This window comes from Paraburkholderia flava (genome assembly GCF_004359985.1).
Taxonomy (GTDB): Bacteria; Pseudomonadota; Gammaproteobacteria; order Burkholderiales; family Burkholderiaceae; genus Paraburkholderia; species Paraburkholderia flava.
Genome location: NZ_SMRO01000002.1, coordinates 1,557,038 through 1,572,482, shown reverse-complemented (window position 1 = coordinate 1,572,482; position 15,445 = coordinate 1,557,038). Strand labels below are relative to the sequence as shown.

The 15,445-nt window shown below is 63.7% G+C and carries 13 protein-coding genes; 6 read left to right on the top strand and 7 right to left on the bottom strand.

What is annotated here, in order from left to right; genetic code table 11:
* Positions 1-367 precede the first annotated feature (367 nt).
* Positions 368-1,780, top strand: coding sequence for a methyl-accepting chemotaxis protein (locus E1748_RS18515; RefSeq protein WP_133648616.1), 1,413 nt, complete (start codon positions 368-370; stop codon positions 1,778-1,780).
* 58 nt (positions 1,781-1,838) lie between these two features.
* On the opposite strand, the gene E1748_RS18510 is transcribed toward E1748_RS18515, so the two are convergent.
* The 4 genes from E1748_RS18510 to E1748_RS18495 all read right to left on the bottom strand — a co-directional run bounded on the left by E1748_RS18510 (position 1,839) and on the right by E1748_RS18495 (position 5,943).
* Positions 1,839-2,657: an ABC transporter permease subunit gene (locus E1748_RS18510; RefSeq protein WP_133648615.1), complete on the bottom strand. Its 819-nt coding sequence runs from the start codon at positions 2,655-2,657 to the stop codon at positions 1,839-1,841.
* Complete coding sequence (locus E1748_RS18505; protein WP_133648614.1) at positions 2,654-3,586, bottom strand: ABC transporter permease subunit; 933 nt, start codon at positions 3,584-3,586, stop codon at positions 2,654-2,656. The genes E1748_RS18510 and E1748_RS18505 overlap by 4 nt, the downstream gene beginning before the upstream one ends.
* Positions 3,583-4,746: an ABC transporter ATP-binding protein gene (locus E1748_RS18500; protein WP_166653590.1), complete on the bottom strand. Its 1,164-nt coding sequence runs from the start codon at positions 4,744-4,746 to the stop codon at positions 3,583-3,585. The genes E1748_RS18505 and E1748_RS18500 overlap by 4 nt, the downstream gene beginning before the upstream one ends.
* Before the next feature lie 96 nt (positions 4,747-4,842).
* Positions 4,843-5,943 carry a polyamine ABC transporter substrate-binding protein gene (locus tag E1748_RS18495; protein WP_133648613.1) on the bottom strand — a complete coding sequence of 367 codons (1,101 nt, stop codon included), beginning with the start codon at positions 5,941-5,943 and terminating at the stop codon, positions 4,843-4,845.
* A 475-nt stretch (positions 5,944-6,418) separates the two neighbouring features.
* Between E1748_RS18495 and E1748_RS18490 the strand changes: the two genes are divergently transcribed.
* The 3 genes from E1748_RS18490 to E1748_RS18480 all read left to right on the top strand — a co-directional run bounded on the left by E1748_RS18490 (position 6,419) and on the right by E1748_RS18480 (position 9,596).
* Positions 6,419-7,750: an Nramp family divalent metal transporter gene (locus tag E1748_RS18490; protein WP_133648612.1), complete on the top strand. Its 1,332-nt coding sequence runs from the start codon at positions 6,419-6,421 to the stop codon at positions 7,748-7,750.
* 285 nt (positions 7,751-8,035) lie between these two features.
* A complete protein-coding gene (locus E1748_RS18485; protein ID WP_240766746.1) occupies positions 8,036-9,307 on the top strand; it encodes a phospholipase A in 1,272 nt (423 codons plus the stop codon).
* 85 nt (positions 9,308-9,392) lie between these two features.
* The gene (locus tag E1748_RS18480) at positions 9,393-9,596 is read left to right on the top strand and encodes a DUF1289 domain-containing protein (RefSeq protein WP_133648610.1); all 204 of its coding nucleotides are present in this window, start codon (positions 9,393-9,395) and stop codon (positions 9,594-9,596) included.
* A 116-nt stretch (positions 9,597-9,712) separates the two neighbouring features.
* Here the strand turns inward: E1748_RS18480 and E1748_RS18475 are convergent, their stop codons facing one another.
* Positions 9,713-10,732: an alcohol dehydrogenase gene (locus E1748_RS18475; RefSeq protein WP_133648609.1), complete on the bottom strand. Its 1,020-nt coding sequence runs from the start codon at positions 10,730-10,732 to the stop codon at positions 9,713-9,715.
* A gap of 379 nt (positions 10,733-11,111) precedes the next feature.
* On the opposite strand from E1748_RS18475, the gene E1748_RS18470 reads away from it, so the two are divergent.
* On the top strand, positions 11,112-11,606 hold the full coding sequence (locus E1748_RS18470; RefSeq protein ID WP_133648608.1) for a hypothetical protein: 495 nt from the start codon (positions 11,112-11,114) through the stop codon (positions 11,604-11,606).
* Between the two features lie 81 nt (positions 11,607-11,687).
* Here E1748_RS18470 and E1748_RS18465 read toward each other — a convergent pair whose 3' ends face one another.
* Positions 11,688-13,280 (bottom strand): ABC-F family ATPase, encoded by a 1,593-nt coding sequence (locus E1748_RS18465; protein ID WP_133648607.1) that lies wholly within the window; start codon positions 13,278-13,280, stop codon positions 11,688-11,690.
* 589 nt (positions 13,281-13,869) lie between these two features.
* Here E1748_RS18465 and E1748_RS18460 point away from each other — a divergent pair.
* On the top strand, positions 13,870-14,079 hold the full coding sequence (locus E1748_RS18460) for a dodecin (protein WP_133648606.1): 210 nt from the start codon (positions 13,870-13,872) through the stop codon (positions 14,077-14,079).
* Positions 14,080-14,281: 202 nt separating this feature from the next.
* On the opposite strand, the gene E1748_RS18455 is transcribed toward E1748_RS18460, so the two are convergent.
* Positions 14,282-15,373, bottom strand: a complete 1,092-nt coding sequence (locus tag E1748_RS18455; protein ID WP_133648605.1) for a BMP family ABC transporter substrate-binding protein — start codon at positions 15,371-15,373, stop codon at positions 14,282-14,284.
* Positions 15,374-15,445: the final 72 nt, after the last annotated feature.

Here is a 15,445-nt window from a genome sequence, read left to right as displayed (position 1 = left end):
ATCGTAGCGCGCCTGCGCACGCTGAAAACGACTTCAAACGTTACCCGCGTTCGCGGGCAACTGCATGACGCTGCGCTTTCAGCCGCCGCCGAGAAAGCGCAGCAGATCCCACACGAAACGGCAGACGAGCACGATCAACTCCCACAGCTGAACCAGCTGATGCCAGAGCCCGACGCGCCAGAGTCCCTCGATCATGCCCACCGCCTGTGTGAATCGAGTCCCCATCATATCGGTCCAGCGACCGCGGGACATCCCGTATCAAGTTAGCGAGTGTTACGCCGTAAACGCGGATAGCAGCCAGCTTGTGCCGGGCGGCAGTCAGCGCGGCACGGCAACGCCCCGCCGCGATCCTCGAGGAGATCTCCGTATGCCGCGCTTCAGTCTTCGCCGCCTGCGCCCGACGACACGCTCGCAGACCGTCGTCGGCGACATTGCCGACCAGGCGGGCAAACTCGGCATCGAGATCTGCGATGTGTCGGGTCACGTCGACGAGGTCGCCGCACGCGTTCAGGACCAGGCGCGCGTCTGCCGAGCGCTACGCGACTCGGCCGCGCAGACGCTCGCGGGCAATCACCGGATCGCCGAAGCCGCGCGCGAAATGCGCAGCGTCAGCGCGCAGGCGGCGACGAGCGTCGGCGCGTCGCAGCAGACGCTCGAAACGTCGCTGGCCGATATTCACGGGCTGGTCGAAGGCGTGACGGTGATCGAGAGCCAGATCGGCGCACTGCGCGCGGCACTCGCGCACGTGAGCCGCGTGTCGGAGGAAATCTCGCTGATCGCGCGGCAGACGCATCTGCTCGCGCTCAACGCCGCGATCGAAGCGGCGCGCGCCGGCGAATCGGGCAAGAGTTTCGCGGTCGTCGCCGCCGAAGTGAAGAACCTGTCCGCGAAAACCGCGCAGGCCACCGGCCAGATCGAAACCACGCTCGCGCAGCTCACGCAGCAGACCGAGCAGCTGATCGCCGAGGGCTCGGTCAACACCGAGCGAGCGCATCGCGTGCGAGAAGGCACGCGGATGATCGGCGAGGTCGTGCATTCGACCGGCCACGCGATCACCCGGCTCGACGACGAGGCCAGCCAGATCGCCGCGCTCACCGGCGAGATCGAGACGCAGTGCAACGGGCTCGAAGCGCAGGTGCTGGAGATCGCGGGCGGCGTCGAGGATTCGAGCGAGAATTTCGCGCAGGCGAAGCACCGGCTCGGCAATCTGCTCGGCGTGTCGGAAACGCTGATCGAGCTGACCGCGGCCACCGGCATCGAAACGGCCGATACGCCGTTCATCGAAGCCGCGCTACGCGCCGCCGCGACCATCGGCAAGACGTTCGAAACAGCGCTCGCACGCGGCGAAATCACGCTCGACGATCTGTTCGACACGCACTACGAGCCGATTCCCGGCAGCGATCCGCCGCAGTTCGTCACGCGCTTCACCGCGTTTACCGATCGCGTGCTGCCGGCGATCCAGGAGCCGGTGCTCGCCCTCGATCCGCGCATCGCGTTCTGCGCAGCAGTCGACACGCATGGCTATCTACCGACGAACAATCTGAAGTTTTCGCAGCCGCAGCGCGCGGACCCGGTGTGGAACGCCGCGAATTGCCGTAATCGGCGGCTTTTCAACGACCGCACCGGGCTCGCCGTGGGTACGCACACAAAACGCTTCCTGCTGCAGACCTACCGCCGCGACATGGGCGGTCACACGTTCGTGCTGATGAAGGATGCGTCGGCGCCGATCTACGTCGGCGGACGACACTGGGGCGGGTTCAGGATCGGCTACAAGATTTGACGGAACGGGCGTGCGATGCGGGAGGAGGCTCGCATCGCGCGCCCGCTCTGGCTGAACCTCACACCGCCTCAGCAAGCCGCCGCTTCTCCGCCCGCTGCATAAAGTAATTCCCGACGATCACACCAACCGTCACGACCCCGATAAACAGCGTAGCCAGCGCATTCATCTCCGGATTCAACCCGAGCCGCACCCGCGAGAACACGACGAGCGGCAGCGTCGTCGAACCGGGGCCTGACAGGAACGCGGACAGCACGAGGTCATCGATCGACAGCGTGAACGACAGCAGCCAGCCGGCGATCAACGCCTGCGAGATCAACGGCAACGTGATTGAGAAAAACACGCGCAGCGGCGTCGCACCGAGATCGAGCGCGGCTTCTTCCAGCGACGGATGCAGCTCGCGCACCCGCGACTGCACGATGATCGCGACGTACGAGATACACAGCATCACGTGGCCGATCCAGATCGTGAAGATGCCTCGCCCCGCCGGCCAGCCGAACCACTTCTGCATTTCGATGAACAGCAGCAGCAGCGAGATGCCCTGAATCACTTCGGGGATCACGAGCGGCGCGTTGATCATGCCGGTGTACAGCGTGAAGCCGCGAAAGCGGCCCATCCGCGCCATCACGAAACCGGCCCACGTGCCGATCACCACCGACGCGAACGCCGTGAACAACGCGATGCGCAGCGACAGCCACGCGGCCGCGATCAGCTCGTCGTCCTGCAGCAGCGCCGCGTACCAGCGGGTCGAGAAACGCGTCCACACGGTGACGAGCTGCGACTCGTTGAACGAATAGACGACGAGGCTGATGATCGGGATATACAGAAACAGAAAGCCGATGCCGAGCGCGATGAACTGGAGGATGCGATTCGGTTTCATCGCTGTTTCTCCTCGAGCGCCTTCGCCTGCGAATACTGGAAGTACGCCATCGGCACGAGCAGCAGCAACACCATCGCGCAGGTCACGGCGGAAGCCATCGGCCAGTCGGCGTTGTCGAAGAACTCATTCCACATCACACGGCCGATCATCAGCGTGTTCGCGCCGCCGAGCAGTTCCGGAATCACGTACTCGCCGACCGCCGGAATGAACACCAGCAGACAGCCCGCGACGATGCCGTTCTTCGACAGCGGCAGCGTGATCTGCCAGAACGCCTTCCACGGTTTCGCGCCGAGGTCGTACGCGGCTTCGAGCAGCGTCATGTCCATCTTGACGAGGTGCGCGTACAGCGGCATCACGAGAAACGGCAGGTACGAATACACCATGCCGATGTAGACCGCCGCGTTCGTGTGATACAGCTCGATCGGCGTGTGAATCAGGCCGATCGACATCAGGAAGTTGTTCAGCAGGCCGTTGTTCTTCAGGATGCCGATCCACGCGTACACGCGGATCAGGAACGACGTCCAGAACGGCAACATCACCGCCATCATCAGGATGTTGCGCGTGGCTGGGTTCGAGCGCGCGATGTAATACGCCATCGGATAGCCGAGCAGCAGACAGAAGAGCGTCGAGATCGCCGCGACGACCACCGAGTTCACGTAGGTCGCGAAATACAGACTGTCCGTGAGCAGGAACGCGTAGTGCGACAGGTCGAGCGCGAGATGGACGACGCCGTCCTTGAACGTCAGCAGTTCGGTGTACGGCGGAATGCCCAGCCGCAGATCCGCGAAGCTGATCTTCACGACCAGCAGGAACGGCACGAGGAAGAACAGCAGCAGCCAGACGAACGGCCCCGCGATAACCGCCGTGCGCCCCGTCAGGTTGAAGCGCTTCACCGGCCACGCGGCGAGCGCATCGAGTGTGCGCCTCATGACGTCAGCACGACGCCGGCGGACGCGCTCCAGCGCACGTACACCTCGTCGCCCCACACCGGCGAATCGATCTCGGTCAGCGCGAGGCTCGACACGTTCGCGATCACCGTCTTGCCGCCGTCGAGCTTCACGTGATACAGCGAATAGCCGCCCATGTACGCGATGTTCGACACAACCCCCTTACCCCAGTTGTACGCGCCTTCGGGCGGCTTGCGCGTGAGCGCGATGCGCTCGGGGCGCACGGAGATCGTCACCGGCATGCCGAGCGGCCCGGTGATGCCGTGGCTCACGTACAACCGGCATGGCAGGTCCTTCGTTTCGATGAACACGTGATCGGGTTCATCCTCGACCACATTGCCGTCGAACAGATTCGTCGAGCCGATGAATTCCGCCGAGAAGCGGCTGTTCGGAAACTCGTAGACCTCGTGCGGCGTGCCGAGCTGCACGATCTCGCCTTCGCTCATCACCGCGAGACGGTTCGCCATCGTCATCGCCTCTTCCTGATCGTGCGTGACCATCATGCAGGTCACGCCGACCTTGTCGAGAATGTTCACGAGTTCGATCTGCGTGCGCTGGCGGATCTGCTTGTCGAGTGCGGACATCGGTTCGTCGAGCAACAGCAGCTTCGGCCGCTTCACCAGCGAGCGCGCGAGCGCCGCGCGCTGCTGCTGTCCACCCGACAGCTGATGCGGCTTGCGCTTCGCGTAGCGCGCCATCTGCACGAGTTCGAGCGCGGTCTGCACGCGCTCCTTCAGTTCCGTTTTCGGCACGCCTTCCTGCTTGAGTCCGAACGCGACGTTCGACTCGACCGTCATGTGCGGAAACAGCGCGTACGACTGGAACATCATGTTCACCGGACGCCGGTACGGCGGCATCTGCGCGAGATCTTCGCCGTCGATCAGGATCTTGCCCGACGTGACCGATTCGAGGCCGGCCATCATCCGCAGCAGCGTCGACTTGCCGCAGCCCGAACTGCCGAGCAGCGCGAACAGCTCGCCCTTGCGGATCGACAGGTTCACCTCTTTGACCGCAACCGTTTCGCCGAACTTCTTCACGACGTCGACGATCTGCACGAAGTTTTCGGCGGGGTCTCCCGCCACGCCCGCGCTGTTGCGGGGCGGCGTGCCGGCGGCGGCCGGTACGCTCGAGGGGTCACTCATGATCGCCTGCTTTTCACCTGCGTTTGACGAACAAAGCCCCCGGTCTAAACCGGGGGCTTCGGGAACTTGCCTGGGTAGCGTTGCCTGTATCGCTGCCTAGCGGCCGGACTTGAATTCCGTCCAGAGCCGCGTCTGCAGGCGCTGGATTTCAGGCGGCAGCGGCTTCATCAGGAACAGCGTCTTCACGACGTCCTGCGGCGGGTACACGGCCGGATCGTTCGCGACATCCTTGTCGACGTACTTACGGGCTTCCGCATTCGCGCTCGGATAATAGACGGCGTTCGTGATCGCGGCGTGGACCTGCGGCGTCTCGATGTAGTTGATCCATTCGAGCGCGGCTTCCTTGTGCTTCGCGTCCTTCGGAATCGCCATCACGTCGAACCACACGGGCGCACCGCCCTGCGGGATGTAATACTCGATCTTGAACGCCTTCTTCGCTTCGAGCGCGCGATGCTTCGCGATCACGACATCGCCCGAATAGCCGTACGCGAAGCACACGTCGCCGCCGACCAGGTCGTTGATGTAACCCGACGAGTTGAACTGCGTGATGTACGGACGGATCTTCTTCAGCATCGCGAGCGCGGCGCGGTAGTCGTCCGGATTCGTGCTCATCGGATCCTTGCCGATGTAATGCAGCGCGGCGGCGAACATCTGGTCGGGTGCGTCGAGCACCGACACACCGCACGCCTTCAGCTTCGAGATGTTCTCCGGCTTGAACAGCACGTCCCAGCTATTGAGCGGGACGTTCGCGCCGAGGAGCTTCTGCGCCTTCGTCACGTTGTAGCCGAGGCCGGTCGTCCCGTAGGCCCAGGGCACCGTGTACTGGTTGCCCGGATCCGCACCGGCGACGAGCGCCATCAGTGCCGGGTCGAGATACTTGAGGTTCGGGATTTTCGATTTGTCGAGCGGCGCGAAGATGCCGGCCGCGATCTGCTTGCCCGCGTAGTTGCTGGTCGGCACGACGATGTCGTAGCCCGAGTTGCCCGTGAGGAGCTTGGCCTGCAGCGTGTCGTCGCTGTCGTAGTTGTCGTACTGGACCTTGACGCCGGTCTGTTTCGTGAAGTTCGGGATGGTGTCTTTGGCGATGTAGTCCGACCAGTTGTACACGTTCAGCTGCGTGTCTTTCGCTGCTGCCGATACCCAGGGCACCGTGCACAGCACCAGCGCCGCCACACTGCCCATCACCTGTTTCTTCATCCTGTTCTCCGTTGCTGACCGGCTCGAACCGGTCGCCTGTCTCGCTCATGCCGCGCAGTCATGGCCGATGGCTCATGGTCGTTGCACGGCACCCCTGAAAAATCCGAAAACTACCATTAATTGCCGCGAGCGCCAAAAAAAATGCCGGGCTGTCGCACAAACGGTACACGGCGCGTGGCTCTCCGTGCACCGCGTGGGTTTCGCAGCGCGATAAATCGGCGGCAATTTTAACGGGTTATGCGCGCGTGTCCATGCGAAAAAAAACCATTGCTTACCACGCACCGTACGTCGCGCGATTCCATCGGCATATGAACGCACCGGCAGCAGGGAGATCGCGGCACGAACGCCGTCGGCGCGCACAATAGGCACAGGCTGGGTGACGAGGTTCGACGAGGTGCGACGGCATGGGCCGGTGCGCACCCTGTCGGCTGGGCACGCCGCCTGCGTCACGCCGGCTTTATCGCCAGGGTCCGCAATGAACACCAATCCGTTTGCGCTGCGTTCGGCGCGCCGTCCGCCGTCTGTCCCTCCACCGCCGCGTCCACCTCGCGACGACGATGGATCGCGGAGCGGCGCACACGGGTTTCCGTTTGTGGGCGCAGGCGTACTGATCGCGGTCGGCTACATGGACCCCGGCAACTGGGCGACCGCGCTCGCGGGCGGTGCCGCATACGGTTATCAACTGCTGGGTGTCGTGCTGCTGTCGAGCCTGATGGCGATGCTGCTGCAGTGGCTGTCGTCACGACTCGGCGTGGTCACCGGACGCGATCTCGCGCAGCTCTGCCGCGAGCGCAACAGCCGGCCGGTCACGCTGTGTCTGTGGATCGCGAGCGAGATTGCGATCGTCGCGTGCGATGTTGCCGAGGTGGTCGGCAGTGCGGTCGCGCTGCAACTGCTGCTCGGTGTGTCGCTGACGGTCGGCGTGCTACTGTCCGCGGTCGGCACGCTCGCGATGCTCGCGTTGCAGCGCTACGGCAAGCGCACGCTCGAGACAACCGTTGCCGCGCTGATCGTGTTCGTCGGGCTGTGCTTCGTCGTCGAACTCGCGCTCGCTCGGCCCGACTGGCACGCGGCACTCGCGGGTACTGTCCCGAGCCTGGAACTGCTGCGCAATGCCGGTATGGTCTGGCTCGCGGCCGGCATCCTCGGCGCGACCGTGATGCCGCACAACCTTTATCTGCATTCTGCGCTCGTGATGGGACACGCACCGGGCGGTACACGCGACGAAATTGTCGGTGCGCTGCGTGGTGTGAATCTCGACACGTTTGCGTCGCTGTCGATCGCGTTCGTGATCAACGCGGCACTGCTGATCGTCGCGGCGTCGGTGTTTTACACGAGCGGCCATCGCGACGTGACCGATCTCGCCGACGCGCATCGTCTGATCGCGCCGCTCGTCGGGTCGCACTGGGCCAGCATCCTGTTCGCAGCCGCGCTGCTCGCGTGCGGGCTGAACGCGACCGTGACCGGCACGCTCGCCGGACAGGCGGTGATGGAAGGCTTCCTGCGTCTCACGCTGCCGCGCTGGCAGCGGGCGCTGCTCACGCGCGCGCTCGCGATGGGACCGGCGCTCGTCGCGGTCGCCGTGTTCGGCCCGCATGGGTCGAACGAGTTGCTGGTCGCGAGCCAGGTCGTGCTGAGTCTGCAGTTGCCGCTCGCGGTGTTTCCGTTGATCCGCTATGCGTCCGATCCTGTGTTGATGCGCGACTGGTGCGTGCGCGGTGCGCCGCTTGCGCTCGCGTGGCTGTCGGCAGCGGTGATTCTCGTGCTTAACGGCGCGTTGTTGTGGCAGGTGGTGGCTGGTGTTTGAGCTGGCGGTAAGCGTGTGTTGGTGTTTCGAAGGTTCGTTGTAAACCATCGCTTACAATGCAGGCATGCGGTTCGCTACAGCGTCGTGCCGATGCAGCGATGTGCAGTACGCCTGCGCATGTCGCACGAACAACGAACCCGCCTCACACCGGACCCACAGGACTACGGACAGCCCATGCGCCTGCACGACCTGCTTACCCGCGACTCTGTTTCTTCCATTCGATCTGCACTACGCCCTCGCGGTGTTTTTTACGACCCTCGCCCGACCCGTCACGCCAGCCACACGATCCGCGCGCTGCTCGTCGCCGCGACGTTATGCGCGAGCACCGCGCATGCGACCGTCGCGATGCTCCAGCCGCCACGCGAAGCGGCAGCGAACGAGCCGCTACAACTCACACTGCTCTATTCGGCCGACGACGGACAGCCGCTCACCGTCACCGTTCCGCCGACGCTGCACGTCACGCTGACGATCGGCGATACGTCGCCGCAACCGCTCGACCTCGCACGCGACGCGACGGTGCCTTCGACGCTGCATCTGAAGGCCGGCGAATATCGCAAGGTGCGTTTCTCTGCAGCGTGGCCGAAAGCAGCACGCGGCGTTGTGCGCATTGATCCCGTAGGCTTCGATGCATCGCCTGCGCTGGTCGCGATCAATCGTGGTCCGCAGCAGGATGCGGTCGCGCAGGCCGAGCGCACGGAAGCGCAGGCCACGACGCCCACGCAGGTCGCCGCCGCGCACGCGACGGTCACTGCAGACGGCAAGCCCACCGCAGCACCAAACACCCCAACCGGCGACGACCTCGCCCCACCCGGCGACTCGCTCTCGACCACCGGACGCGGCGTGCTGTCGCACATCTCGTACTTCGAGCCGATCTTCTTCGGCGTGGGCCACAACGGCGACACGAACGCGCAGTTCCAGCTGAGCTTCAAGTACCGCATCCTGATGCCCGACGATCTGCGCTCGAAGGCACTCCTCGACAACCTCTATTTCGGTTACACGCAGACGACCGTCTGGGATCTGTCCGCCGATTCGCGACCGTTCCGCGACACCAGCTACGAACCGCAGCTGTTCTACTACCTGCCCGATACCGGCTGGCGCAGTTCATGGTTCACGCGGATGGGCATCGCGGCCGGCTTCGGCCACGAATCGAACGGCAAGGCCGGCTCGGACTCGCGCAGCATCAACATGCTGTTCGTGCGGCCAACATGGGAGTTCGGCAACCTGGACGCAAACCATCTGACCGTGTCGCCGAAGGTCTACTACTACGTCGGCAAGAGCAACAACCCCGACATCGCCGACTATCGCGGCTACGTCGACCTGCTCGTCAAGTACGGCAGCCCCGACGGCCTGCAACTCGCGACCACGCTGCGCAAGGGCACGAAGCACTGGTACGGCAGCGTCGATACGCAACTGACCTATCCGCTCGCAAAACTGCTCGGCAGCGCGTGGGGCGGCTATCTGTGGGTCGGCTATTTCAACGGCTACGGCGAGGACATCCTCGACTACAACAACCGCCAGCACTGGATCGCGCGGATCGGCTACAGCATCGCGCGTTAGCGACAGGGGTTTGGGGCGATGCGGGAGCGGTTTCGTTTACCATGGCGGGGCTCGCTTCCCGCTTTCACGTTTTCAGGTCTTTCCGATGGCATCCAATCTTCACGACCTTCCCGACAGCCCGTGCATCGGCGTCTGCTCGACGCTCTTCGACGAAATCTGCAAGGGTTGCGGCCGCACCGCGCTGGAAGTCTCGAACTGGGTGTTTCTCTCGGACGAAGAAAAGCTCGCGGTGTGGGAACGCATCCAGCGCGAAGGCACGGCGATGCGGTTTCAGTACGACAAGCTGTAGAAGGGGGCGTGCGCGCTGCGGTGATGACGATCATCGTCGTTTGATCGCGGGTGGATTGAATCAGCCGTCGCTCGATGACCGCGCTCGCGGCCATCTCCCCACTCACCCGCGCGATATCACTTGCCCATCGTCAACACGGCCCTGAAGCGTGCCTTGCCGCTCATCATCCGGTCGTAGGCTTCGGCGGCGCGTGACAGCGGGTACTCCTCGATCATCGGCTTCACTCCCGACAACGCGCTGAACGCGAGCGTCTCCTGCGAATCGGCGGCAGTGCCCGACGGCCAGCCCTGCACCGACTGACGGCCCATGATGAACTGCGTGACCGGCACCTCGACCGGTTCCTGCGCGACGCCGACCATGATCAGCTTGCCGTTGCGGCCGAGGCCACCGAGCACCGCGTTCATCGCCTTGCCGTTCGTGACCGTCGCGAGGACGACGCGTGCGCCGCCGAGCGCCTGCAATGCTTCGGCGACGTTCTGCGCTTCGCTGTCGATGTAGTGATGCGCGCCGAGCTGCTTCGCGAGCGGCGCCTTGTCCTGGCCGCGCGCGATGGCGACCGTGACGAAGCCCATCTTGCTCGCGAACTGCACGCCCAGATGTCCGAGCCCGCCGATCCCGAGAATCGCGACCACGTCGCCCGAACGCGCGCCGCTGTTGCGCAGCGCGTTGAAGGTCGTGATGCCCGCGCAAAGGAGCGGCGCGGCATCGACGTCGGACAGGTCGTCGGGGATGCGCGCCAGCGCTTCCTGCGGCGCCACCATGTATTCCGCGTAGCCGCCGTCGTAACTGATCCCGGGCATCAGCGCGGTCTGGCAAAGGACGAAGTCGCCATGCCGGCAGCTGTCGCAGTGTCCGCAATGGCCACCGTGCCAGCCCACGCCGACCCGTTGCCCGATCCGCCAGTCCGCGACGCCCCCACCGACCCGATCGACCACGCCCGCCACCTCGTGACCCGGCACGCGCGGAAACACGAGACCCGGCCAATGGCCTTCCTTCGTTAGCGAGTCGCTGTGGCAGATCCCGCAGGCCTGCACCTTGATCAATACGTGTCCTTCGGGCGGCTCCTGCACCTCGCGCTCGACGAGTTCCAGTGGACCGCCTGCTTTCGCTACCTGCACTGCCTGCATCGTTCGCATCGATTGCTCCTGGAGAGGGAAGAAATCCTTGCGGTGTGGGACGCTCTCGCATTGCAGGGCACCGGAACACCGTCAAGCCAGCGAAGCCATCGCATGTCGGGACACGCGATGGCTGAACAGAAATTCAGCACGTCTTGCACGGGTGATCTTCATTGTAGTGCGCGAATGCGGCTGGTCGGCTCCTGGTTCTGGACAAAATCCGGGCGAAAAAAATGCCCCGCGTGTGCGGAGCATGACAGGCTGGTTACGGCCGTGTGATGAAACCTCGAACTGCTCCCGGCCCGCACACGCCCCAGTGGTCAACAGCGCCTCGCTCGCTTACCATCCGACTTCACAAGAAAGCGCCAACCCTATGGCGCGTAAATCACTGAGACCAACCATGTACCCCACACGACATCGCGGACTTCCATTCGCTACGGCCTTGATTGCCGTGGCGATCATTGCTGGCACCACGCAGGCAGTTGCGCAGACGACAGATGTCGGACCCGAGATCGAAATAAGCCCTGCGACGGACGCCGCGCAGCCGCCGGCCGATCTCGCCGGGAACCTTGGGGACTTCTGCTTTTTCGCAGACCTCCCGCCCGCCAGTCAGAAATACAGGGCCATCAAGAAATTGAAGGTCGGCAAAGGTAGCTACGGCGGCGTCAAGGACATCCTGCCGAGGATGGCCGAAAAAGCCAGGCAGTACGGGGCCGATGCGATTATTGAGTACCGCGGGTCGCAACGTTTCGGCTTCTGGCCGTGGCGCATGGTTCGACCTGTCGTGCGCGGCGTCGCGGTGCAGTGGACCGAACCCAGGCAGGCGGATTGCGAATCGATCGGTGGTACGAAGCTGAGTACGATTCTGTCGTCGAATCAGCCGCCCGCACAATAAAATAGAGGACGCGAAGCCGCGTCCTCATTCGACGAATTATCCGGATTTCCGGCGTCGCCTTCGATGGTCGTTCGGGGAGCGTTACTCCACACCCTGACTCGTCAAGAACTCTTCGTAATTCCCCCCGAAGTCATTCAACGTCCCATCGGTCTTCACTTCAATGATCCGGTTAGCCAACCCGCTAACAAACTCGCGATCATGCGACACAAAAATCAGCGTGCCTTCGAACTTGTCGAGCGCGATCTGCAGCGACTCGATCGATTCCATGTCCATGTGATTGGTCGGCTCGTCCATCAGCAGCACGTTGTGACGGCCGAGCATCAGCTTGCCCCAGATCATGCGGCCCTTCTCGCCGCCCGACAGCACCTTCACCGATTTGCGAATATCGTCTGCATTGAACAGCAGCCGGCCGAGCGTGCCGCGCACCGACTGTTCGTCGTCGCCTTCCTTGCGGTAACCGTCGATCCACTCCATCAGCGTGACGTCGTCCGGAAACTCTTCGTAGGTATCCTGCGGCATGTAACCGAGATTCGCGTTCTCCGCCCACTTGACCGTGCCGTGATCGAGTTCGAGCCTGCCGAGCAGCGAGCGCAGCAGCGTCGTCTTGCCCGCGCCGTTCTCGCCGATGATCGCGATGCGCTCGCCCGGCTGCACGCTGATGCTGAAGCTGTTGAAGATCGTGCGGTCGTACTTCTTCGTGATGCTCTCCGCGACCACCGCGATGTTGTGCAGCTTCTTCTCGTACTCGAAGCGGATGAACGGGTTCTGCCGCGACGACGGCTTGAATTCCTCGATCTTGATCTTGTCGATCATCTTCAGACGGCTGGTCGCCTGACGCGCCTTCGACTTGTTCGCCGAGAAGCGGCGCACGAAATCCTGCAGATCGGCGACGCGTTCCTTCGCCTTCGCGTTGGCGCTCTGCTGACGCTCGCGCGCCTGCGTGCTCGCCAGCATGTAGTCGTCGTAGTTGCCCGGATAGACCTTCAGCGTGCCGAAGTCCATGTCGGCCATGTGCGTGCAGACCTGGTTCAGGAAGTGTCGATCGTGCGAGATGATGATCATCGTCGAGTTGTACTGGTTGAGGATGTCCTCCAGCCAGCGGATCGAGTTGATGTCCAGGTTGTTGGTCGGTTCGTCCAGCAGCAACACATCGGGCTTCGAGAACAGCGCCTGCGCGAGCAGCACGCGCAGCTTCCAGCCGGGAGCGACGCCGCTCATCGGGCCGTTGTGCAGATCGATCGCGATGCCGATGCCGAGCAGCAGTTCACCCGCGCGCGCTTCGGCGGTGTAGCCGTCGTACTCGGCGAACTTCGCCTCGAGTTCGGCGGCGTGCATGTAGTCGTCGTCGGTGGCTTCGGGGTTCGCGTAGATCGCGTCGCGCTCGCTCATCGCGGCCCACATTTCGGTGTGGCCCATCATCACGACGTCGAGCACGCGCACGTCTTCGTACGCGAACTGGTCCTGACGCAGCTTGCCGAGGCGGATGTTCGGTTCGAGCATCACGGTGCCCGAACTGGATTCCAGGTCGTTGCCGAGAATCTTCATGAAGGTCGACTTGCCGCAGCCGTTCGCCCCGATCAGGCCATAGCGGTTCCCTTCCCCGAATTTGACCGAGATGTTCTCGAAGAGGGGCTTCGGCCCGAATTGCATGGTGATGTTGGCGGTAGACAGCACAGCGCGTCCCTTTGAAAGATAGATCGGCGAAAAACCTGTGATTTTAACAGGTTATCGTGAGCGTTTCCCGTTGCAGGCACAAGGCGCTGGCGCGGCTTTGGGGCACGGTCGCGAGGGATCGGCCGGTCGGCGAGGTGCTGTTGCGTGACGTCGGCCGGTGGTTGCGTTCCGTTGCCGGCGTCGCATGTTGCACGCGGCGTGGCGCAGGCGTGGCCGCCGGCCGGTCGTTGCGCTCCGTCGCCGGTGCCGGACATCGCACGTCGCATGGCGCCCGCGGGTCATCCCGTGCCGTTGCCCGTGTCGCACGTTGAGTGCACGCCCGGCCAGCGGATGCTACCGGTGCCGGTTTTCCGGCATGTGTCGGCGGCTCATGCCCCAAAGTGTGCCTGGACCCAGGCCCGGGCACGCGTCGCGCGCCCCTTCGGCGCGGCATCGCGAATCATCGTCATCGGATCGCCATAAATCCCGCCGGCCTGATCCACGCGTTGCCTATACTTTTTCGAGGCGCCTCAAGCGGTTTTGCCGGAACGCCCCCGCGAGCGCCTTCTACAACTGCCTCACCCACCGACCCACCGAGGAGACACCGACCATGAACGACCACGTCTACAAGCAGATCGAACTCACCGGCTCGTCGAAGAAATCGAGCGACGATGCGATCAGCACCGCGATCAAAAAGGCGTCGAAGACGCTGCGCAACCTGCACTGGTTCGAGGTGACCGGCACGCGCGGCCATATCGAGGACGGCAAGATCGTCCACTGGCAGGTGACAATCAAGGTCGGCCTGCGCATCGACGACTAGCCGGCGGCCCGATCATCAGGGCAATCAGCGGATCGAGAAAAAAGCCGCGCCTCGACGAGGCGCGGCCTGGCAAACGCGGTGGCGGGTTAAACCACCCACACCGCCGCGCGGTCGATTCGACATCGAGGTTACAGCGATGCCACTGCTCCGGCGCGATGCTTCCGGCAGGCGCCGTTCATCGCGTACTCAACCGTGCCGCCGATCACTTCGGCAACACCCCATCCACCCCTTCGACATACCAGTTCAACCGCTGCAACTCCGGATCGGCGAGCGTCTTGCCGGCCGGCACCTTGACCGCGCCCGTCTGATCCTTGATCGGCCCGCTGAACACGTCCCACTTGCCGCCCGCGATCTGCGCGCGCTTCGCCGCGACGGCCTTCTGCGCATCCGCTGAAATCACGCCGGTGTTCAGGTCTTCGAGATCGACGGCCTTCTGCGGGATGCCCCACCACACCGGATCGTTCTTCCATTTACCGTCGAGCACCTGCTGGATCGCCGCCGAGTAGTACACGCCCCAGTGCCCGACCACCGACCCGAGGTGCGCTTCCGGCCCGAACGTCTTCATGTCCGAATCCCAGCCGAACGCGTGCACGTGTTTCTCGGACGCAGTCGCGAGCGTCGCGCTCGAATCGGTGTTCTGCAGCAGCACGTCGGCGCCCTGCCCGATCAGCGTTTCGGCGGCCTGCTTTTCCTTGCCCGGATCGAACCAGCTGTTAATCCAGATCACCTTCGTGTGCACCTTCGGATTCACCGAGCGCGCGCCGAGCGTGTACGCATTGATGTTGCGGACCACTTCCGGAATCGGCACTGACGCGACGAAGCCGAGCGTGTTGGTCTTCGTCACGTAGCCGGCGGCGACGCCCGCGAGGTACGCGCCCTGGTACATCCGCACGTCGTAGGTGCCGAAGTTCGGCGCCTTCTTGTAGCCGGTCGCGTGCAGGAACACAGTGTCCGGGAAGTCTTTCGCGACCTTCAGTTCGAAGTCCTGGTAACCGAAGCTCGACCCGATGATGATCTTGTTGCCCTTGTTCGCCAGATCGCGGAACACGCGTTCCGAATCTGCCGATTCGGGCACGTTCTCGACGCGCGTGACCTTGATCTTGTTGCCGAACTTCGCTTCGACTTCCTTCGATCCGGCGTCGTGCGCGAAGGTCCAGCCCGCGTCGCCCGGATTGCCGATGTAGACGAACGCGACGCCGGGGGCATCGGCCGCCTGGGCGTTCTGCGCGAGCGGCACGGCGACGCCGAGCGAAGCAGCGGCGCACGCGAAGGCGGTCAGCAGTTTTCTTGTCATGGGTTTTCTCCTGTTGTGTCGCGGGTTGTCGATTTGTTCAATAGGTTCTAACGGTCGCACGCCGCCAGGCAT